The 18,632-nt window shown below is 72.9% G+C and carries 16 protein-coding genes; 10 read left to right on the forward strand and 6 right to left on the reverse strand.

Annotated features, from left to right (window positions below):
* The 4 genes from ACWDXC_RS00070 to ACWDXC_RS00085 all read right to left on the reverse strand — a co-directional run bounded on the left by ACWDXC_RS00070 (position 1) and on the right by ACWDXC_RS00085 (position 5,846).
* Entirely contained in the window at positions 1–1,449 is a 1,449-nt protein-coding gene (locus ACWDXC_RS00070; RefSeq protein ID WP_449976361.1) for a carbohydrate-binding protein, read from the reverse strand.
* Positions 1,446–3,020, reverse strand: coding sequence for a chitinase (locus ACWDXC_RS00075; RefSeq protein WP_449976363.1), 1,575 nt, complete (start codon positions 3,018–3,020; stop codon positions 1,446–1,448). Before ACWDXC_RS00075 ends, ACWDXC_RS00070 begins: the two co-directional genes overlap by 4 nt.
* 242 nt (positions 3,021–3,262) lie before the next feature.
* Positions 3,263–5,089, reverse strand: coding sequence for a M14 family zinc carboxypeptidase (locus ACWDXC_RS00080; protein WP_449976365.1), 1,827 nt, complete (start codon positions 5,087–5,089; stop codon positions 3,263–3,265).
* Between the two features lie 70 nt (positions 5,090–5,159).
* Positions 5,160–5,846, reverse strand: coding sequence for a nitroreductase family protein (locus ACWDXC_RS00085; RefSeq protein WP_449976367.1), 687 nt, complete (start codon positions 5,844–5,846; stop codon positions 5,160–5,162).
* Positions 5,847–5,940: 94 nt separating this feature from the next.
* Between ACWDXC_RS00085 and ACWDXC_RS00090 the strand changes: the two genes are divergently transcribed.
* From ACWDXC_RS00090 to ACWDXC_RS00100, 3 genes are all read left to right on the forward strand, one after another.
* Positions 5,941–6,429 (forward strand): Lrp/AsnC family transcriptional regulator, encoded by a 489-nt coding sequence (locus ACWDXC_RS00090; RefSeq protein ID WP_449976369.1) that lies wholly within the window; start codon positions 5,941–5,943, stop codon positions 6,427–6,429.
* A gap of 129 nt (positions 6,430–6,558) precedes the next feature.
* The gene (gene leuE, locus ACWDXC_RS00095) at positions 6,559–7,206 is read left to right on the forward strand and encodes a leucine efflux protein LeuE (protein WP_449976371.1); all 648 of its coding nucleotides are present in this window, start codon (positions 6,559–6,561) and stop codon (positions 7,204–7,206) included.
* 270 nt (positions 7,207–7,476) lie between these two features.
* Positions 7,477–8,103 (forward strand): VC0807 family protein, encoded by a 627-nt coding sequence (locus tag ACWDXC_RS00100; protein ID WP_449976373.1) that lies wholly within the window; start codon positions 7,477–7,479, stop codon positions 8,101–8,103.
* Here ACWDXC_RS00100 and ACWDXC_RS00105 read toward each other — a convergent pair.
* The gene (locus ACWDXC_RS00105) at positions 8,011–8,991 is read right to left on the reverse strand and encodes a hypothetical protein (RefSeq protein WP_449976376.1); all 981 of its coding nucleotides are present in this window, start codon (positions 8,989–8,991) and stop codon (positions 8,011–8,013) included. The genes ACWDXC_RS00100 and ACWDXC_RS00105 overlap by 93 nt on opposite strands.
* Before the next feature lie 228 nt (positions 8,992–9,219).
* Entirely contained in the window at positions 9,220–10,353 is a 1,134-nt protein-coding gene (locus ACWDXC_RS00110) for a sensor histidine kinase (protein WP_449976379.1), read from the reverse strand.
* A 383-nt stretch (positions 10,354–10,736) separates the two neighbouring features.
* Here ACWDXC_RS00110 and ACWDXC_RS00115 point away from each other — a divergent pair, with 383 nt between their 5' ends.
* The 7 genes from ACWDXC_RS00115 to ACWDXC_RS00145 all read left to right on the forward strand — a co-directional run bounded on the left by ACWDXC_RS00115 (position 10,737) and on the right by ACWDXC_RS00145 (position 18,600).
* Positions 10,737–11,354 (forward strand): DedA family protein, encoded by a 618-nt coding sequence (locus ACWDXC_RS00115; protein ID WP_449976381.1) that lies wholly within the window; start codon positions 10,737–10,739, stop codon positions 11,352–11,354.
* Positions 11,355–11,391: 37 nt separating this feature from the next.
* Positions 11,392–12,195 carry a DMT family transporter gene (locus tag ACWDXC_RS00120; RefSeq protein WP_449976383.1) on the forward strand — a complete coding sequence of 268 codons (804 nt, stop codon included), beginning with the start codon at positions 11,392–11,394 and terminating at the stop codon, positions 12,193–12,195.
* Positions 12,196–12,263: 68 nt separating this feature from the next.
* Complete coding sequence (locus ACWDXC_RS00125; protein ID WP_449978130.1) at positions 12,264–13,469, forward strand: glycosyltransferase; 1,206 nt, start codon at positions 12,264–12,266, stop codon at positions 13,467–13,469.
* The gene (locus tag ACWDXC_RS00130) at positions 13,466–14,173 is read left to right on the forward strand and encodes a DUF998 domain-containing protein (protein ID WP_449976386.1); all 708 of its coding nucleotides are present in this window, start codon (positions 13,466–13,468) and stop codon (positions 14,171–14,173) included. Before ACWDXC_RS00125 ends, ACWDXC_RS00130 begins: the two co-directional genes overlap by 4 nt.
* Before the next feature lie 62 nt (positions 14,174–14,235).
* On the forward strand, positions 14,236–15,033 hold the full coding sequence (locus ACWDXC_RS00135; RefSeq protein ID WP_449976388.1) for a cytochrome P450: 798 nt from the start codon (positions 14,236–14,238) through the stop codon (positions 15,031–15,033).
* Positions 15,030–15,782, forward strand: a complete 753-nt coding sequence (locus tag ACWDXC_RS00140) for an isocitrate lyase/PEP mutase family protein (protein ID WP_449976391.1) — start codon at positions 15,030–15,032, stop codon at positions 15,780–15,782. Before ACWDXC_RS00135 ends, ACWDXC_RS00140 begins: the two co-directional genes overlap by 4 nt.
* 7 nt (positions 15,783–15,789) lie before the next feature.
* A complete protein-coding gene (locus tag ACWDXC_RS00145; RefSeq protein ID WP_449976393.1) occupies positions 15,790–18,600 on the forward strand; it encodes a BTAD domain-containing putative transcriptional regulator in 2,811 nt (936 codons plus the stop codon).
* The last annotated feature ends 32 nt before the right edge of the window (positions 18,601–18,632 follow it).

The raw sequence follows: 18,632 nt of genomic DNA on the forward strand, positions 1-18,632 counted from the left end.
TCAGAAGCCGGCGGTGGTCTTCGTGAACTCCCACTCCGTCTGGGCGATGCCGCTGCAGTGAGCGGTGACGCCGCCGCCCGGGCAGGGGCGGTCGCGGTTGACGGCCCAGTAGGCGAGCCTGGTCAGGCCCTTGGACAGGGCCCAGTCGCGGATCTGCGTCCAGATCGCCGGCGAGGTCAGCTCCCGCTGGTCGGACAGGCCGTTCATGCCGGAGATGCCCATGTGCGCGTACGCCTGCGCGTCGGTCCAGCCGTAGGCGTTCTTGAGCGCGGTCTTCAGGCCCTCGGAGGCGTTGACCGTGTCCTGGTACATGTTGGAGCCGCCGAAGTCGAACGGCATGATCGTGAAGTTGTCGATCGGCACGCCCAGGGCCTTGGCCTGGTTGATCAGCCGGACGCCGTGGGCGTTGGGGCCGGTCCTGGTGGTGCCGAAGGTGACCACGATCTTGACGTTCGGGTTGTTCTGCTTGACGATCTTGAGGCCGTTCAGGATGCGGTCCTGGACGGTGTAGTTCTCGAACTCGTCGGTGTTCTCGATGTCGAAGTCCACCACGGCGGGCCCGACGGCGTTGATGACCTGCTGCACCGCGCCGGCGAACGCCTGCGGCGTGGAGCAGTTCGGGCCGAGCTTGTTGCCCGACCAGCCGCCGAAGGACACCTGGACGCTGCCGCCCTTGGACTTGATCGTGGAGATCGCCTGGGCGTCGGCGCCGCCGGTCAGCGGCCGGTTGCCGTCCCACGCCGGGTTGCAGCCGCCGCTGGCCAGGATGAAGGCCATGGTGAACGACTTGACGCCGGTGGCGTCCATGACGGTGCCCGGGTTGGGCGGGCTGCCCCAGCCCATGTAGAGGTAGGGCGCGCCGGGCATCCTGGTCGGGTCCGGCTGGCCGGGGCCGTCGGGCGTGGTGACGGTGACCGCGTTGCTGGCGGCCGACACGTTCCCGGCGGCGTCGCGGGCCCGGACCGTGTAGGTGTAGGAGGTGTTCGGGGTGCGGCCGGTGTCGGTGAAAGACGTGCCCGTCGCGGTCGACACCAGCGTGCTGCCCCGGTAGACGTCGTAGCCGCTGACGGCCACGTTGTCCGTGGAGGCGTTCCAGGCCAGCGAGACGCTGGTCGTGGTGGTGCCGGTCGAGCGCAGGTTGGCCGGCACCGACGGCGCCTGGGTGTCGTTGCCGCCTCCGGTGGCCGTCTTCCACAGCGCGGGCACGTTCGGCGGCTCCCAGCCGGGCAGGGAGGTGTGGCTCTGGATCGCCTCGTAGTCGGCGCCGTTGTGGGTGACGCGGGTGCCGGCGGTGTAGGCCGTCCACGCGGCCCAGGCCGGGTAGGCGGCGGTGGCGGCGCTCGTGGCGCTGCCGGTGGCGCCGTAGGCGGCCGGGCTGATCGCGGCCACCCCGGACGCGGTCAGCGCCGCTGAGGTGAGCAGGGCGAGGGACAGGCGACGGATTCTCATGGCATTCCCCGGAGGTGCGGCTTGACGGTCCTGGAGAAGTTCCAGTTGTGGCTGGCGTCCCAGTTGATGGACCAGGTCATCGCGCCCCGGATGCCCGGGTAGGCGCGCGGCGGCCGGAAGGTCCCGCAGTTGGTCAGCTTGGCCAGGCAGTCGAGCGCCTGGTTGACGAGCGTGGGCGACACGATGCCGCCGCCCGCCGCGCCCGGCCCGGCGGGCAGCCCCAGGGCCACCTGGTCGGGGCGCAGGCCGTTCTCCAGCTGGATGCAGGCGAGCGCGGTCATGAAGTTGACCGAGCCCTGCGAGTACGCCTGCGACTGGTCGCAGCCGAGCATGGAGCCGGAGTTGTAGAACTGCGTGTGGACGACGGTGAGGATGTCCTTGATGTTCAGCGCGAGCTTGAAGTACTCCATCCCGGTCGACTGCATGTCGATGGTCTGGGGGGCCATCGTGATGATGAGGTCCGCGCCGGCCTTGGCGCGCAGCGAGCGCAGGGCCTGGCCCATGTAGGTGGCGTTGAGGCCGTTCTCCAGGTCGATGTCGACGCCGTCGAACCCGTAGCTCTGCATGAGCCCGTACACCGAGTCGGCGAACCTGGTGGCGGCGGCCGCGCTGGCGACCTGCACCCGGCCGGCCTCGCCGCCGACGGACAGGATGACCTTCTTGCCGCGCTGCTGCAGCGCCCGCACGTCGGCCCTGAACTGGGCGTCGGTGTAGCCGCCGACGGCGCCGGCCAGGGCCGGGTCGAGCGAGAAGACGACCTCGCCGGCCGTGGAGGTGGCCTCGCCGAACGCGATCGCGATCAGGTCGTAGTCGTCCGGCACCTGGGAGAGCTTCAGCTCGGTGGCGGCGTTGACGAAGTTGTGCCAGTAGCCGGTGAGGAAGTGCTTGGGCAGCGGGCCGGGGTTGCCGGTGTCGCAGCCGGTCGTGGTGGCGGTGACGGGGTCGCTGGCCGCCGACTCACCCTGGTCGTTGTACGCCTTGACCGTGTAGGTGTGCGGCTCGCAGGTGCCCAGGCCGCTGATCGTGGCGCTGGTGGAGCTGACTGTGGCCTTGACAGCGGCGCCCTCGTACACGCGGTAGCCGGTGACGGTTCCGCTTGAGGCGCCCCACGTCAGCGCGATGCTGTTGTCGGTGCTGGTGGCCTGGACGGCGCCGGGCTTGCCGGGCGCGCCGGGCTGGTTGTCGCCGCCGCCGCACGGCGCGCCGTTGAGCGTGCAGTTGGTGATGCCGGGGAAGTTGCCGGGCGTGCCGTTGAAGCCGAAGCTGGCGCTCGCCCCGGCGGCCAGGTTGCCTGCCCAGCTCGGGTTCGTGAACGTGTAGTGCTGGCCATTCCTGGACATGTTGGCGTTCCAGGCGGACGGGATCGTGAAGCCGGCCGGCACGTCGAACTGGACGTTCCAGCCGTTCATGGCGGTGGTGGTGCCGTTGGTGATGGTCACCTTGCCTTCGAAGCCGGAGCCCCAGTCGGAGACCTTGGCGAAGGTGGCGGTGGCCGAGGCGGCCTGGGCGGGGAGCGCGATGAGGCTGACGGCGAGAGTCGCGAGGGCTACGAGGATGACGCGAGGTTTCACATGTCGTCCTTCTGGATGATGTGCCGTACGGCTCGCGCCGGGGGGTGAGAACGCGAGCCGTACGGCACAGCCCGCAGCGGCGAGGCGCGGGCTCCTGGGGGGTGTCACGCGGGTCATGATTTCTTTTAGGAAAGTTTCCTAAGAGTTGCCGTGATCGTAGCTTTGACACCGATGCCTTACAAGACCCAAAGCAGTTCCCCAGGTTAAGGACGCCGATAATGCCTTAATTGGCCTTTCCGGTATTACGGCTGCTGGGTGATGCGGACGTCGTCGACAGCCGCCTCCACCAGGGAGGCAGTGCCGGCGTCGGCCGCTTCGACGACGATGCGGACCGTCTGCCCGGCGAAGGCGTTCAGGTTCGCGGTCGCCACGCTCCAGGCGGCGTCACGGTCGGTGGCCGCGCCCGCCTGGTTCACCACCGTGGCCGTGGTGGCGCCCACCACCCTGACCCGGAAGTAGTCCGCGCTCGACGCGTTCGAGCCGTGCGCGAGATACCAGGAAAGGGACAGGCCGAGCGTGCCCGAGGCCGGCAGCGTGATCGGCGGCGACTGGATCGACGTCACGCCGCCGTCGATGTCGTACGTCCCGGCCGAGCCGCCCAACCGGCCCGTCACCAGGTCGTTCGAGCCGCTGACCGTGGTGCCGAGCTGCTTGACGCCCGAGGAGTCCGTCTGCTCCGGGTCACCGCGCTCCCACTGCCCGGCCGTCGCCGTGTCCGTGCCGCCCGGATTCGCCGTCCAGCCCGTGGCCGTCTCGAACGTGTCGGAGTAGACGGTCACCGGCGGGGTGCCGGTGCCGCAGTACTGGGCCTCCTTGCCGATCACCCGGTAGACGCAGTCGGCGCTCTCCAGGAACAGCAGCACCGCCTCCCGGTTGCGCGTCGTCTGCGGCACGATCTGCTCGTCCGGCGGGTAGAAGCCGGGGCTGGCGCCCCTCGGGTACATCTCGAACGTGTAGCTGAAGATCTTGTAGACGCCCCACATCCAGTCGTTGATCGTGCCGTCGGTGATGTAGAGGTCACTGGACTGCTCGGGCGTGTAGCCGTTGCTGGCGGCCATGCTCCGCCCCAGCGTCGCGTGCGCGTCCCGGTCGTCCTGCGTCAGGCCGGGCGCCGTGTCGTTGTAGGTGTAGCCGTACGGCCACAGCACCAGCTCGCTGTAGGTGTGCCAGTCGAGGTGCGCCTTGATCTGCTGCACGCCGCCCACGACCCGGCCGCGCACCCAGTTCGCCGCCGCGCTCACCTCGGGCGCCGACTCGGCCGACGGGCCCCGGTACGTCTCGCTCGACGTCGAGCCGGACGAGCCGCCGCAGCAGCCCCACTGGTAGGCCCAGTTGCGGTTCAGGTCGGTGCCGACGGCCGAGGAGCCGCTGTTCGGCTGCCTGTTCTTGCGCCAGGACCGGTAGCTGCCGGTGGCGATGTCGTACTCGCCGCCGTCCGGGTTGAGGTCCGGCATGATCCAGATCTCCCGCGTGTTCACCAGGTTCGTGATCCGCGAGTCCGTGCCGTACCCGTCGGTCAGCAGGTCCATCATGTACAGGGCCATCTCGACGGTGAGGTGCTCGCGCGCGTGCTGGTGCGCGGTGAACAGCACCTCCGGCTCGGCCTCGTCCGTCGCCACGTTGTCGCTGATCTTGACGCCCACGAGCTGCCGGCCCTGGTACGAGGTCCCGTACGTGAACGTGCTGACCAGCCCGGGATGGTCGGCCGCCAGGTCCTGGATGAACGCGATCATCTCCGCGTACGTGTGGTACCCGGAGTCCGCGGGCGGGAAGTCAGCCACCCGCGCCCGGGCCGGGGGTAACGGGCCGGGCGCCTCCGTCACCCGGTAGCCGAGCTTCCGGATCGCGGACACCTCGGCTTCCGTGGCGGTGACCAGGACCGAGTCCTTCGTCACCTCGTCGATCGCGGCCCCGGTCGCGGCGACCGCGCTGCGCTCCCGCGCGTCCGCCGGGCCCTGCACCCGGTACTGCTTGTTCGCCGGCGGCTCCGCGGTCGCTCCCGCCCCGGTCGCGCCGGTCAGGCAGATCAGACCCAGGACGGCGAGCAGGATGACTAATCGGCGTTTCACCTTCGTCCTCCCAGGCGCGTGGGCTCGGTGTTGACACGCGCCTGAACTGAGAGTGAAGACGACGGCCCGGCTAGGAAAGGCCCAAATCCGGCGGGAACGGCACCAGTGTCTCCTCCAGTGGCTTGCGCGCCAGGTCGGGCACCCGCACGCCGGGGGCCGCGTAGCCCACCGGGAACAGGATGTAGGGCCGCTCGCTGGCCGGGCGCTCGCAGATCTCCGTCAGGAACGCCATCGGGTTCGGCGTGTGCGTCAGCGTCGACAGGCCCATGGAGTGCAGCGCCGCGATGAACAGGCCGCAGGCGATGCCCACGCTCTCGTTGACGTAGTAGTGCTTGACCCGGGAGCCGTCGGGGCGGACCCCGTACTTCTGCGCGAAGCACACCACCAGCCAGGGCGCCACCTCCAGGTAGCCCTTGTCGGAGTTCGTCTCCAGCGGGGCCAGCGCCTCACGCCACTCCGGGGGCAGCCGGCCGCCCTCGTAGTTCTGGCGCTCCTCCACCTCGGCGGCCTCGCGGATGCGCTTCCTGGTCTCCCGGTCGCCGATCACCACGAACGTCCACGGCTGCTGGTGCGCGCCCGACGGCGCCGTCCCGGCCGCCCGCACGGCCAGCTCCACGGCCTCGTACGGGACCGGCTCGTCGCTGAACATGCGGACGCTGCGCCGGGAGTCGGCGAACGCGTAGAACTCCTCGCCGCGCCTGATCATCTCTTCGGGGGTGTAGCGGGGTGGGGCATAAGGGATGAAAGAGTGCTCCATGACCCCGCAGTCTCCGTACGCCTCGCTTCTGCGACAACAGGGGGCCGTCTATGCTGCACGTTTCGACACGAAATTTCGGCTTAAGGTGGCAAATATGCCAGCACGGCGTCACGGACTGGACGAACTGGACCTTCGGCTGCTGCGCCTCCTCGCCGAGCGGCCCCGCGCCGGGCTCCTGGAGATCGCCCGCCTGCTCGGCGTCGCCCGCGGCACCGTCCAGGCGCGCCTCGACCGCCTCACCGCCGACGGCGTCGTCACCGGCTTCGGCCCCGCCCTCTCCCCCGCCGCCCTCGGCTACCCCGTCCAGGCGTTCACCACCCTGGAGGTCGAGCAGGCCGCCCGCGCGCACATCTCCGAAGCGCTCCACGCCATGCCCGAACTCCTGGAAGCCCACATCGTCACCGGCCCCGGCGACGTCTGGTGCCGCATCGCCGGCCGCGACAACGAACACGTCCAGCAGGTCATCGACAGCATGCTCGCCATCCCGGGCGTCCGCCGCAGCACCACCGTCATCACCCTCTCCACCGTCGTCCCCCACCGCGTCCACCCCCTCGCCGCCCACCGATTCCCCGGAACCCCCTGAGCGAGGCACTTCACCTGGCACCACCCGACAACGTCCCGGCGATCACGGACCGGTCCGAGGCGGCAAGGACGTGGTGCCGGCCTCGCCGAGTTCGCGCAGCAGCTCCGGGCCGGGGTCGAGGCGCGGCCGGTGCTGAAGCTGCTCGTGCGGTCGTTGAAGGTCAGCTCGGCGGTCATCATCCTGCTGCCGGGGCCCAACTCGCTGTTCGTGCTGACGCTGGCCGCGCAGCGGGGGGTGCGCGAGGGCTATCGGGCCGCGGCCGGGGTGTTCGTGGGCGACACGGTGCTCATGGCGCTGGCCGCCGTCGGGGCGGCCTCGCTGCTGAAGTCGTCGCCGCTGCTGTTCTCCGTCGTGAAGTACGCCGGCGCCGGCTACCTGGTCTGGATCGGGTTCCAGATGCTGCGCGGGGCGTGGCGGGCCTGGCGTGACCCGTCGCCCGCCGGGGCCGCGGCGGAGGTGCGGCCGGTGCGCGACCCTCGGCCGTTCCGCAAGGCGCTCGCCATCAGCCTGCTCAACCCGAAGGCCATCCTGTTCTTCATCTCGTTCTTCGTGCAGTTCGTGGACCCCGGTTATGCGACCCCGGCGCTGTCGTTCCTCATCCTGGGGGCGATCATCCAGGTGTTCAGCCTGCTCTACCTGACGGCGCTGATCTTCGGCGGGAGCTTCCTGGCGGCGCAGTTCCGCTCGCGCAGGCGGCTGAGCGCCGGGCTGACGTCGGGCGTGGGGGCGCTGTTCGTCGGGTTCGGGGCCAAGCTGGCCACGACGTCACTCGGCTGAGACTCTTTCCCAAGAAGTATGGCGGCCCCGACATGCGGTAACGGCCGGCCGTCCGGTGGAACGCGGCAAAACAGGCCGTCGCGGCCCGGGACCTCAGGTACGGTAAGCCACCGGTAAGTGACCGGCAACCCGCCGGTGCGATCGTCTCAGGCGTCAGGGTGACCGCCAGGTGACATCGAGCGGCCCATCCGGCAAGCCTGCCAGCCCGCAAGCCCGGGTAGTGCCCCGGCCATCGGCCTATCAGCGGAGTCAGCGTTGAATCATCCACCCGTGACCCTGCCCCGTCTCACCGCCCTCGCCCGCCAGGCGGCGCCCCGGCTGCTCGAAGCCGTGGTGGCGCCGATGGCGGTGTTCTACCTGGCGATGGTCGTGCTGGGGCTGCAGTGGGCGCTCATCCTGACGTGCGCCTGGGTGTACGGGGGCGTGGCGTGGCGGCTGATCAGGCGGATCCCGGTGCCGGCGACGATGCTGCTGGCCGCCGCCGCGATCACGTTGCGGACGATCGTCGGCCTGTGGACCGGCACCTGGATGTGGTACTTCATCCAGCCCGAGCTCGGCACGATCTGCATCAGCATGGCCTTCCTCGCCTCCGTACGGCTCAACCGGCCCCTCGTGCAGAAGCTCACCCTCGACTACATCCACCTGCCGAACGCGGTGCTCAGGCACGAGCGGGTCCGCCGCTTCTTCGCCAGGATCACGCTGCTGTGGGCGTTCGTGCTGCTGGCCAACTCGACGGTGAGCATCGCGCTGGCCGTGTACGAGTCGCTGGCGGGATCGCTCGGCGGGTTCATGCTGCTGCGCACCTCAGCGGTGGCCGTGATGAGCGGTCTGGCGATCGCCGTCTCGGTCTTCGCGTTCAAGCGGGTGCTGCGGCGGCTGCACGTCGCCCACGGCTAGCCTCTCCACCAGCACGAACGCTCCGCACATCCCGATCACCAGCCCCGTCAGCGTGGTGAACAGCTCCACCAGCCCCGCCGCCGCCTCGATCTCGACGCCGAGCGGGCCGCCCACGATCATCACGATCAGCGCGTACAGGCCCCAGCCGAACATCGCCCCCGAGCCCAGCCAGCCCGCCGCCAGCGGCTGCCAGAACGGCCTGCGCCCGCTCCCCCGCACGACGACCAGCAGCGCCGCCCCGGCCGCGATCGCCAGCCCGCCCTTCAGCACGCCCTGCGCGGCCGCCACCGCCGACAGCCCGCCGCCCAGCGCCCAGACGATCCGCGTCCCGCCGAGCAGCGCGACCACCAGCAGCGCGCCCCACCCGACGACGAGCTGGAACGGCTTCGTCGCCGGCGCGGGACCGTACCCGATCGGGGTGGAGAAGAGGGCGGGCCAGCGGTCGCGCGCGTACAGCACGAACGCCGTCAGCAGGCCCGCGCCCTGGCCGAAGAAACCGGCGTAGACGGTCAGGTAGACCCACGGCTCGATCGGGCCGCCGTTCGCGAACACCCCCACGCCCTCCAGCCCCAGGCCCAGCGGCGCGGTCAGCATCACCACCGACAGCAGGCCCGTGCCCACCCACAGCGGCAGCAGCACCAGCCAGGCGGGCAACCGCATCCCCCACCGCATCGTGAACGCCAGCGCCAGCACCAGGGCCACGGCGTCCATGCCGAACGTCAGCGCGTTCATGCCGAGCATGGTGGAGGTGCCCATGAGGTTCGGGTCCGTGACGCCCAGCGAACTGCCGGTCAGCCAGAGGATCTTGATGGTGAGGTAGGGCAGCATGGCGGCGATCGCCACGAGCGCCGCGGTGATCCGGCCGATTCCGGCCCTCGGAGTCGTCATGCCCCGACCCTCCCCCGGCCCCGCCCCTCGCGCCTCCCGCCCCCAGGGGACCCCCCTCCCCCCTCCGGGGGACCCGCCCCCGCAGGCCCCGACGGTGGGGTCAGGGTCAGCACCTGAGCTCGCGGTGCTGCTGTCCTCAGCGGCGGACGCGGCCCCCGCCGTAGGGGCCCGCAGGGCGGTGGCCGGCGGGGTGCCGCTCGGCGGTGGGGGGTCGCGTACGGAGGAAGGTCAGGGGAGGGTGGCGGTCAGGGTCCAGCCTTGGGCGGTGGGGCCGGCGGTGAGGGTACCGTCGGCGAGGCGGACGCGTTCGCGGAGCCCGGCGAGGCCGAGGCCGCCGCCGATCGGGACGGCGGGGCGGGGGCCGGTGGCGGGGCCGTTGCGGACGGTGACGCGGTGGGGGCCGATCTCGACGGTGACGGCGGCGCCCGGGGCGTGTTTGGCCGCGTTGGTGAGACCTTCCTGGACGACGGCGTGGGCCAGCTCGGGGACGGGGCCGGTGAGGTCGAGGGTGATGCGCATGCCGGAGGCGCGGGCGCGTTCGACCAGGGCGGTGACGTCCTCGTGGACGGGGACGAGCGGCGCGGTGTCGGCGTCGTCGCGGAGCACGCCGATGATCTGGTGGAGCCGTTCGGTGGCGTCGGCGGCGGCGAGGCGGAGTTCGCCGGCTGCCTTGACCTGGGCGGGGTCGAGGTTGGGCGACATCTCGAGCCCGGCGGCGCGCACGGCGATGAGGGCGAGGTCGTGGCCGAGGGAGTCGTGCATGTCGCGGGCGATCCTGGCGCGTTCGCGCAGGCGGGCCTGTTCGGCGGTGGAGTGGCGGGCCTGGGCGCGTTGCTGGAGGAGGCGGCGGCGCAGGAGCCCCAGCAGGTACGGCACGGCGTAGGTGCCAGCGAGGCCGGAGGTCATGGTGACCCAGAGGGCGAGGGTGCCGCCTCTGGTCAGGACGAGGACGACGCCGATGCCGGTGGCGACGGCGGCCAGGGCGAGGGCGGGCCAGACGCGGGGCAGCCGCCGTCCGGTCAGGTACGCGTACCACATGACGAACGGCGAGACCGGCAGGAGCGGGAGGATCTTGACCCCGCTGGACGGCGGCGAGAGCCAGGTGAGGTCGCTGGTGGCGAAGCCTTCGCGGAAGTCCCACGGCCCGAACGGCAGCAGCAGCGCGACGGCGGCGAGCGGCCACGGCCGGCCGACGAGGACGACCACGCCCATCAGCGCGATGCGGGGCACGGTGACCAGGGCGAAGGCGGGCAGGCCGTCGAGCGGGTCGGGGCCCATGATGGAGACCGCGATTGACAGCAGGCACCAGAGGAGCACGTCCCGGATCACCTGTTGACGGTTCGCGCGGCGCAGTCGTTTCACGGGTCCGAAGCTACCGGCGGCGCACGACCGGCCGGTGCCGCCGATGGTCGGTGCGGGACCCTGACGAAAGTCAGGGGTGGTGCGCCGACCCCCGGTTCGGGTGGGGCTAGCACCACCACAAAGGCGGATACCTCCACTCCTGTGCCGGGCTTCCTGAACCGGTTTGATCGAAGCAGGTCGCAGGCCGCCCCTGACGAAAGTCGGGGGTGGTGCATGCCGATCGGCCGATGTGCCGGCACCCGCGGGGTTCCTAGTTTCGGAGTGCGCTGGCCCTGACCCGGCTCGGGGAAGGGCCCGCGTTCGACCGGGGGCATCCCCGATGTCCCGTCGTCCCTCACGCCACCAGGCTTGAGAGCGCTCCTGACTGATCGGAGAACACACTGATGTCCCACACCATCCTGGAGTGGCTCCAGCAGGTGATGTCGTCACCGTGGCTGTACGTCGCCCTGTTCGCGCTGGCCCTGCTCGACGGGTTCTTCCCTGTCGTGCCCGCGGAGACCTCGGTCATCACGGCCGGGGTGTTCGCGGCGACCGGGCAGACGAACCTGGCGCTGGTCATCGTGGTGGCGGCGCTCGGCGCGTTCTGCGGCGACCACATCTCCTACCTGCTGGGCCACAAGGGCGGCGGCAGGCTGCGGGAGCGCAAGGCGTTCGTGTGGGCGCGCGGCGCGCTGGCCGAGCGTGGCGGGCTGGTGCTGGTCGTGGCCCGGTACATCCCGGGCGGGCGGACGGCGACGACGCTCACGATGGGCGCGGTGCGCTATCCGCTGCGGTCGTTCACGTTCTTCGACTCGATCGCGGCGGTCTCGTGGGGCGTCTATTCGGGGCTGATCGGGTTCTTCGGCGGGATGGCGTTCGAGAACGACCCGATCAAGGGTCTGCTGCTCGGCCTGGGCATCGCGCTGTCGGTCACGGCCGTCGTGGAGATCGTCCGGTGGGTCAGGAAGCGGCGCGCCATCAAGGCTTCTCCCGAGCGCCTTCCGGCGGACACGTCCGTTTGACCCTTTTTGGCGACTATCCAGGTTGAAAGGAGTGGGCATGACTGTGCTGGCCGCGGTGATCGCCCTGATCGGTTCGCTGTTCTTCGCGCTGGGAGCCGCGTTGCAGCAGTTCGAAGCGGTCGGCACGGCCAAGCCCGGCCTGCTCGCCCTGCTCCGGCGGCCGCGCTGGCTCATCGGCGGCGCGTCGATCCTGGTGGGAGGCGGGTTGCACATCGTGGCGCTCGGCCTCGGCCCGCTGACGGTCGTCCAGCCGATGGGCGTGGCGAGCCTGCTGTTCGCGCTGCCGATCGCCGCCACGCTGCACGGCCGCAGGCCGGAGCGGCGGGAGCTGGCCGCGGCGGGCGTGGTGGCCGCGGGGCTGATCGGGCTGGTGCTGCTGGTGCCGGAGTCCGACGGCCCGACCAGGCTCGACCCGACCGGCGTGCTCACGCTGCTCGGCGTCGCCGGGGTGGCGGCGGTGCTGCTGTGGGCGGGGTCGAAGGCCGCCTCCCACGCGGGCCGGGCCGCGCTCCTGGCGACGGCCTCGGGGGTCCTCTACGGCGCCACCGCCACGCTCCTGCGGGTGCTCGTCGACGGCGGCTGGAACTGGTGGTACCTGCTGGCGCTGCCGGTCCCGGCGCTGCTGGCGCTGATGATGCTGCAGCGCGCCTACGCCGTCGGCCACTTCGGGGTGTCCTTCGCCTCGCTGCAGATCGCCGACCCGCTCACCGCCGTCGCGTTCGGCGCGCTGCTGCTCGGTGAGCCGGTGCCGACGGGGGTCCTGCCGATCGCGGCGGCGGCGCTGACCGCCGCCGGAACCATCGCCCTGGCCCGCACCACTCCGCTGGAGGCCAGGACATGACCGCCACAGCGCGCACCACACACGTGAAGCTCCTCCAACCTCGACACAACGGAGTCACCACCATGGCCATGCCCCTGCACGCGGTCGACGACTCGGCCGCCCTCGTCCCGGTCCCCGCCCGCCCGCGCCGCATCCTGATCTCCACCGACACCTACCCGCCCGACGTGAACGGCGCCGCCTACTTCACCCACCGGCTGGCCACCGGCCTGGCCGAGCGCGGCAACGAGGTGCACGTGGTGTGCCAGTCGGACCTGGGCCCGGCCAGCGCGGACGTGGTCGACGGGGTGATCGTGCACCGGCTGCGCTCGGCCCCGGTGCTGGTCCACCCGACCATGCGGGTGACCGTCCCGACGCGGCTGGACCGGCTCGTCGCCGCGATCGAGCCGGACGTGCTGCACACGCAGGGCCACTTCGTCGTCGGCCGGGCGGCCATCGCCGCGGCCCGCCGCCGCGACATCCCGGTGGTGGCGACCAACCACTTCATGCCGGACAACCTCTTCCAGTTCGGCCACATCCCGGAGCGGCTGCGGGCCAAGGCCGGGCGGCTGGCCTGGCGCGACTTCGGCCGGATCTTCGGCAAGGCCGACCACATCACGACGCCGACGCCGCTGGCCGCCAAGCTGCTGAGCGACCAGGGCTTCACCCGCGAGGTGGAGGCGGTGTCGTGCGGCATCGACCTGGCCCGGTTCCAGCCTCGGGCGGAGCCGAAGGCGTGGGCGCGCAAGGCGTTCGGGCTGCCGGACCGGCCCACGGTCCTGTTCGTCGGCCGGCTCGACGAGGAGAAGCGGCTCGACGAGATCGTCCGCGCGCTCCCGTACGTGCTGAACGACACCGACGCGCAGGTGGCGTTCGTCGGCAAGGGCAACCAGCGGGAGGTGCTGGAGCGGCTGGCCCGACGCATCGGGGTGGGCGAGCGGACGTTCTTCCTCGGCTTCGTGCCTGACGAGAGCATGCCGCAGGCGTTCGCCGCGGCCGACGTGTTCGCCATGCCGGGCATCGCCGAGCTGCAGAGCATCGCCACGCTGGAGGCGATGGCGTCGGGGCTGCCGGTGGTGGCGGCCGACGCGATGGCGCTGCCGCACCTGGTGGCGGGCAACGGCTACCTGTACGAGCCGGGCGACGTGATGGCGCTGGCCCGGCACCTGTCCGGCATCCTCTCGGACGACGCGCTGCGGGAGCGGCTGGGCAGGGCCAGCCGCGAGCTGGCGCTCACCCACGATCACCAGACGTCGCTCGCCCGGTTCGAGCAGATCTATGACGAGGTCACGCGATGACATCCAGGCAGGACGCCCCGCAGGGCGCGATCGGGTTCGCCGTCGGCGGGACGGTGGCGGGGGCGCTGGTCGCCGTGCTCGCCCTCGGTTACGCGCAGCTCGCGCTGCCGTCGCAGCCGCTGCTGAGCGACTACGCGCTGGTGCCCGGCGGGCTGCTGCCCGTGCTGGCCGGCATGCTGGCGCTCGCGGGGGCGTGCCTGACGCTGGCGTACGGGCTGGCCGTACGGGAGCCGGGGCGCACGGCGGCGACCAGGGTGCTGCTGCTGGCTGCGGCGGCCGGGCTGATGATGAGCGCGGTCTTCCCCACCGATCCGGGCGGGTCGGAGATCGGCACGCTGACCGGGGAGATCCACCGGTGGGCCGCCGCCGTCGTGTTCACCACGCTGCCGGTGGCCGGGTGGTCGCTGGCGCGGGGCCGGGAGGCGCTGCCGCGCTGGAACGCGGTCCGGGCGCTGAGCCTGACGTCCGTGGTCGCGCTGGCCGTCTACCTGGCGGCGCACCCCGCCTCGTTCACCTCGGCGTGGATCGGCGGCGCCGGCTACTACGGCCTGCTGGAGCGGGCGCTGGTGGTGGCCGAGATCGCGCTGATCGTCGCCATGGCGGTGGCCGCGGGCGGGCGCGCCGTCGCCGCCCGGACGCCGGTTCCCGCCCCGGCGGCCGAGCCGGTGCGTCCGCCGCAGGAGAGCGAGCGGCTGGTCGCCTGATCAGCGCGGACGACCGGCATGGTTAGACGGGCGGCGAACCGTTGCCGGGCTAGCGTGATCACATGCTCGTCACACGTCATTCCGAAGCCTGTTCCGTGCTCGCCGACTCCCGGTACGTGCCGCCGCCCGTGCGGCAGGGCGCGCCGGTGGGAACGCTCGCCTGGCTGCGCGCCCGGGTGTCCAGGTTCAGCTCCGGGGAGGAGCACGCGCGCCGCCGGGCGAGGCTGTCGGCGCCGCTCGCCCGGCTCGGCCCGGCGGCGCTGCGGGAGGCGGCCCGGGCGCTGACGGCGGCCCGGCGGGGCGAGTGGCGGGACGTGCCCACGGAGGTGCTGGGCGAGGCGCTCGGGTTCGCGGAGCCCGGCCGCCTGGCCGAGGCCGTCCGGGCGGCGGCGCCCGGCTACCTGTCCGGCGAGGAGTCCGACGCGGCCGACGCGGCGGTGGCCGAGCTGGTGAAGCTCGCCGAGCGGGCGGCCGGGCCGGAGGACGAGCGGATCGCCCTGGTCACGCTGCTGCTGCAGGCGCACGCCTCCGTCGAGGGGCTGATCGGCAACGCGCTGGCCCACGCGGCGCCCGGCGTCGCGGTGGACGACCTGCTGCACGAGACGCTGCGGCACGACCCGCCGCTGAAGGTGACGCGGCGGGTGGACCGCGAGAGCGGGGACGAGGTGGTGATCGACCTGGTGGCCGCCAACCGCGACCCTGAGGTGTTCGCGTCGCCGGAGCGGTTCGACCCGGCCCGCGGGGAGGCGCCGCATCTGACGTTCGGCGCCGGGCTGCGGCCCTGCCCGGCGTCACGGCACGCGCTGGCGCTGGCCGCCGGGGTGCTCGACGCGCTGGTGGAGATCGGGGAGGGACGATGAGCGAGAGGTTCCGGGCGCTGCACCGGCCGGGCGAGCCGCTGCTGCTGCCCAACGCGTGGGACTACGGGTCGGCCGCGGCGCTGGCCGGGGAGGGGTACGCGGCCGTCGGCACCACCAGCCTGGGCGTGTCGGCCGTGCACGGCAAGCCTGACGCGGGCGGCGCGACCAGGGACGAGACGGTGGCGCTCGCCGCGACGCTGCGGACGCTGGACGTGATGGTCAGTGTCGACGTCGAGGGCGGGTTCAGCGACGACCCCGGCGAGGTGGCCGGGCTGATCGCGACCTTGGCGGGGCTGGGCGTGGCCGGGGTCAACCTGGAGGACGGCCGGGCCGACGGCACGCTGCGGCCGATCGGCGTCCACCAGGCGATCATCGAGGCGGCCCGCGGGCACGGCGTGTTCGTCAACGCGCGGACCGACACCCGCTGGCTCGGGACCGGCGACACGCTGGAGCGGGTGCGCGCGTACGGGCACGCCGACGGGATCTTCGTGCCCGGTCTGAGCGATCTGGGGGAGATCGCCCGGCTGGTGGAGAGCACGCCGTTGCCGGTGAACGTGCTCTACCAGCCGGGCGGCCCGTCGCTCGCCGAGCTGGCCGGGGTGGGCGTCGCCCGGGTGAGCACCGGCTCGCTGCTCTACCGGGCGAGCCTGCGCGGCGCCCTGTCGGCGCTGCGGGCCGTACGCGGACAGGACGAGCCGGACCTGCCCTCCTACGCGGACATCACCGCCATGCTGCCCGAGCCACGATAATCGGGGCATGCGCTTCGAGATCCTGGGACCCAGCGCCGCGCTGGGCGACGACGGCACCCCGGTGCCGCTGGGCGGGCCCCGGGTGCGCGCGCTGCTCGCGCTGCTGGCGCTGGAGGCCGGCCGGGTGGTGGGCGCCGAGCAGCTCGTCGACGGCCTGTACGGGTCGCGCCCGCCGGAGGGGGTCGCCAACGCGCTGCAGTCGCAGGTGTCGAGGCTGCGCCGGGTGCTGGGGCGGGACCGGGTGGAGTTCCATCCGGCGGGCTACCGGCTGGTGGCCGATCCGCTGGACGTCGACGCGCACCGGTTCGAGCGGCTGGCAGGTCAGGGCCGGGAGGCGCTGGCGGCCGGTGACGCCCGCCGGGCGGCGGCGCTGCTGCGCGAGGCGCTGGAGCTGTGGCGCGGGACGGCGCTGGCCGACGCGCCGCACGCGGAGGCGGCGGCGGCCCGGCTGTCGGAGCTGCGCCTGGCCGCCGTCGAGGACCGCGTCCAGGCCGACCTGGCGCTGGGCGGCCACCGCGAGGTCGTCGCCGAGCTGAGACGGCTGACCGCCGACCATCCGCTGCGCGAGCGGCCGCGCGCCCAGCTCATGCGCGCTCTGTACGGCAGCGGCCGGCAGGCGGAGGCGCTGGCCGCGTTCGAGGAGGGGCGGCGCATCCTGGACGAGGAGCTGGGCGTCGAGCCGGGCCCGGAGCTGGCCGCCGCCCACCTGGCGGTGCTGCGGGCCGATCCGTCGCTGGGCGCGCCGGCGGCGGGCTCGACCCGGCAGGGGCTGCGCGCCCAGCTCACCAGCTTCGTCGGCCGGGCCGAGGAGCTCGCGCAGGTGCGCGCCGAGCTGGCCGAGGCCAGGCTCGTCACGCTGATCGGCCCGGGCGGCTCCGGCAAGACGCGGCTGGCGGGCGAGGTGGCCGGGCGGGCCGAAGGCGACGTGTGCTTCGTGCAGCTCGCGCCGGTGTCCGACGGCGCGGAGGTGGCGGCGGCGGTGCTGGCCGCGCTGGACATCCGCGACCGCACGCACGGCGCCGAACTGCCCGCCGTCGAGCCGGCCGAGCGGCTGGTCACCGCGCTCGCCGACCGCACGCTGCTGCTCGTCCTGGACAACTGCGAGCACCTGGTCGAGGCCGTGGCGGACCTGGCCGACCTGCTGCTGGCCTCCTGCCCGGGGCTGCGCGTGCTGGCGACCAGCAGGGAGGCGCTCGGCATCATCGGCGAGCGCATCCTGCCGGTGCCGCCGCTGCGGCTGCCGCCGCCGGACGCCGCCGACCCGCTCGGCTATCCGGCGGTGCGGCTGTTCGCCGACCGGGCGGCGGCGGTGCGGCAGGGGTTCACGGTCGGCGACGGCAACGCCGCGGACGTGACGCGCATCTGCCGGGCGCTCGACGGGCTGCCGCTGGCCATCGAGCTGGCCGCGGCCCGGCTGCGCACGCTGACGGTGGGGGAGGTGGCGGCGCGGCTGGACGACAGGTTCCGGCTGCTGGCGCGCGGGAGCCGGACGGCGCTGCCCCGGCACCAGACGCTGCGCGCGGTGGTGGCGTGGAGCTGGGACCTGCTGGACGAGGCGGAGCAGCGGCTGGCCAGGCGGCTGACGGTGTTCGTGGGCGGGGCGACGGCGGAGGCCGCCGAGCGGGTGTGCGGGGAGCCGGAGGAGGTGCTGTTCTCGCTGGCGGAGAAGTCGCTGGTCGAGTCCGTCGGCGGCCATTACCGGATGCTGGAGACGATCCGGGCGTTCTGCGCGGAGCGGCTGGAGGAGTCGGGCGAGAGCCACGAGCTGCGCGACAGGCATGCCGCCTACCACCTGGAGCTGGTCCGCACGGCCGACGCCCACCTGCGGCGGAGCGAGCAGCTGGAGTGGCTGGCCCGGCTGGACTCCGCCGGCGACGACCTGAACGCGGCGGTGCGGTGGGCGACGGAGTCGGGCCGGACCGAGCTGGCGCTGCGCCTGGTGGCCTACTCCGCCTGCTACTGGTGGATGCGCGGGCACCGGGTCACCAGCGCGACGCTGGCGGCCGACCTGCTGGGGCGGCTGGACGACACGGTCCCGGAGGGCATGGACGAGGAGTACGCGATGTGCGTGCTCGTCGCCGCCTGGACCGGGCGGGCGATCGACGACCAGATGGCGGCGCGGCTGGAGGCGCTGCACGGGCTGCTGCCGGAGGAGTACCTGCTGCGGCGGCTGGAGTTCCTGACGCTGCTGCTGCCGATGTTCACCGGCCCGCCCACCGACTACCGGTCGGTGGACGTCGCCCGGCAGCTCGTCGACCGGCTGCCGCCCTGGCAGCGGGCGCTCATGCACAGCGGCGAGGCGTTCATCATGCAGTTCGAGGGCCGGCTGGAGGAGGCCAAGGCGCAGTTCGAGCAGTCGCTGGACATCTTCCGGGCGATGGGCGAGCGGTGGGGCGCCATGCTCGTGGTGTCGGGGCTCGGCGACGTGGCGTTCATGCAGGGCGACTACGCGGCGTCGGCGGCGATGGCCGACGAGGCGCTGCGGCTGTCGCGCGAGCTGGGCGCGCTGGCCGACACCAGCGACAACCTGTGCCGCCGGGCCGACACCCGGGCGCGGGTCGGCGACCTGGAGGGGGCGCGTGCCGACTACCGGGAGGCCGCGCGCCTGTCGCGGCGGATCGGCGCGTCCGACACGCTGGCCCGGGCGCACTGCGGGCTGGGCGAGCTGGCGCTGGCCGCGGGCGATCTCGCCACGGCGCGGCGGTGGGCCGAGCAGGCGAGCCAGGAGTGCCCGGAGGAGTGGCACAGCACGGCCGACGTGCGCGAGCGGGTCGCCGCCCTGCTGACGCGGGTCGGCGGGGCCGTCAGCCGGCGGTAGGCGGGCGGTCAGCGCCTGCCGCGACAGTGGCG

The sequence above is a fragment of the Nonomuraea sp. NPDC003214 genome (genome assembly GCF_053590035.1).

Excerpts from the sequence above, each read along its gene's own strand:
- ACWDXC_RS00070 (WP_449976361.1), bottom strand. The coding sequence starts at position 1,449 with ATGAGAATCCGTCGCCTGTCCCTCGCCCTGCTCACCTCAGCGGCGCTG.
- ACWDXC_RS00085 (WP_449976367.1), bottom strand. The coding sequence starts at position 5,846 with ATGGAGCACTCTTTCATCCCTTATGCCCCACCCCGCTACACCCCCGAA.
- ACWDXC_RS00090 (WP_449976369.1), top strand. The coding sequence starts at position 5,941 with ATGCCAGCACGGCGTCACGGACTGGACGAACTGGACCTTCGGCTGCTG.
- ACWDXC_RS00105 (WP_449976376.1), bottom strand. The coding sequence starts at position 8,991 with ATGACGACTCCGAGGGCCGGAATCGGCCGGATCACCGCGGCGCTCGTG.
- ACWDXC_RS00115 (WP_449976381.1), top strand. The coding sequence starts at position 10,737 with ATGTCCCACACCATCCTGGAGTGGCTCCAGCAGGTGATGTCGTCACCG.
- ACWDXC_RS00120 (WP_449976383.1), top strand. The coding sequence starts at position 11,392 with ATGACTGTGCTGGCCGCGGTGATCGCCCTGATCGGTTCGCTGTTCTTC.
- ACWDXC_RS00125 (WP_449978130.1), top strand. The coding sequence starts at position 12,264 with ATGCCCCTGCACGCGGTCGACGACTCGGCCGCCCTCGTCCCGGTCCCC.
- ACWDXC_RS00130 (WP_449976386.1), top strand. The coding sequence starts at position 13,466 with ATGACATCCAGGCAGGACGCCCCGCAGGGCGCGATCGGGTTCGCCGTC.
- ACWDXC_RS00135 (WP_449976388.1), top strand. The coding sequence starts at position 14,236 with ATGCTCGTCACACGTCATTCCGAAGCCTGTTCCGTGCTCGCCGACTCC.
- ACWDXC_RS00140 (WP_449976391.1), top strand. The coding sequence starts at position 15,030 with ATGAGCGAGAGGTTCCGGGCGCTGCACCGGCCGGGCGAGCCGCTGCTG.
- ACWDXC_RS00145 (WP_449976393.1), top strand. The coding sequence starts at position 15,790 with ATGCGCTTCGAGATCCTGGGACCCAGCGCCGCGCTGGGCGACGACGGC.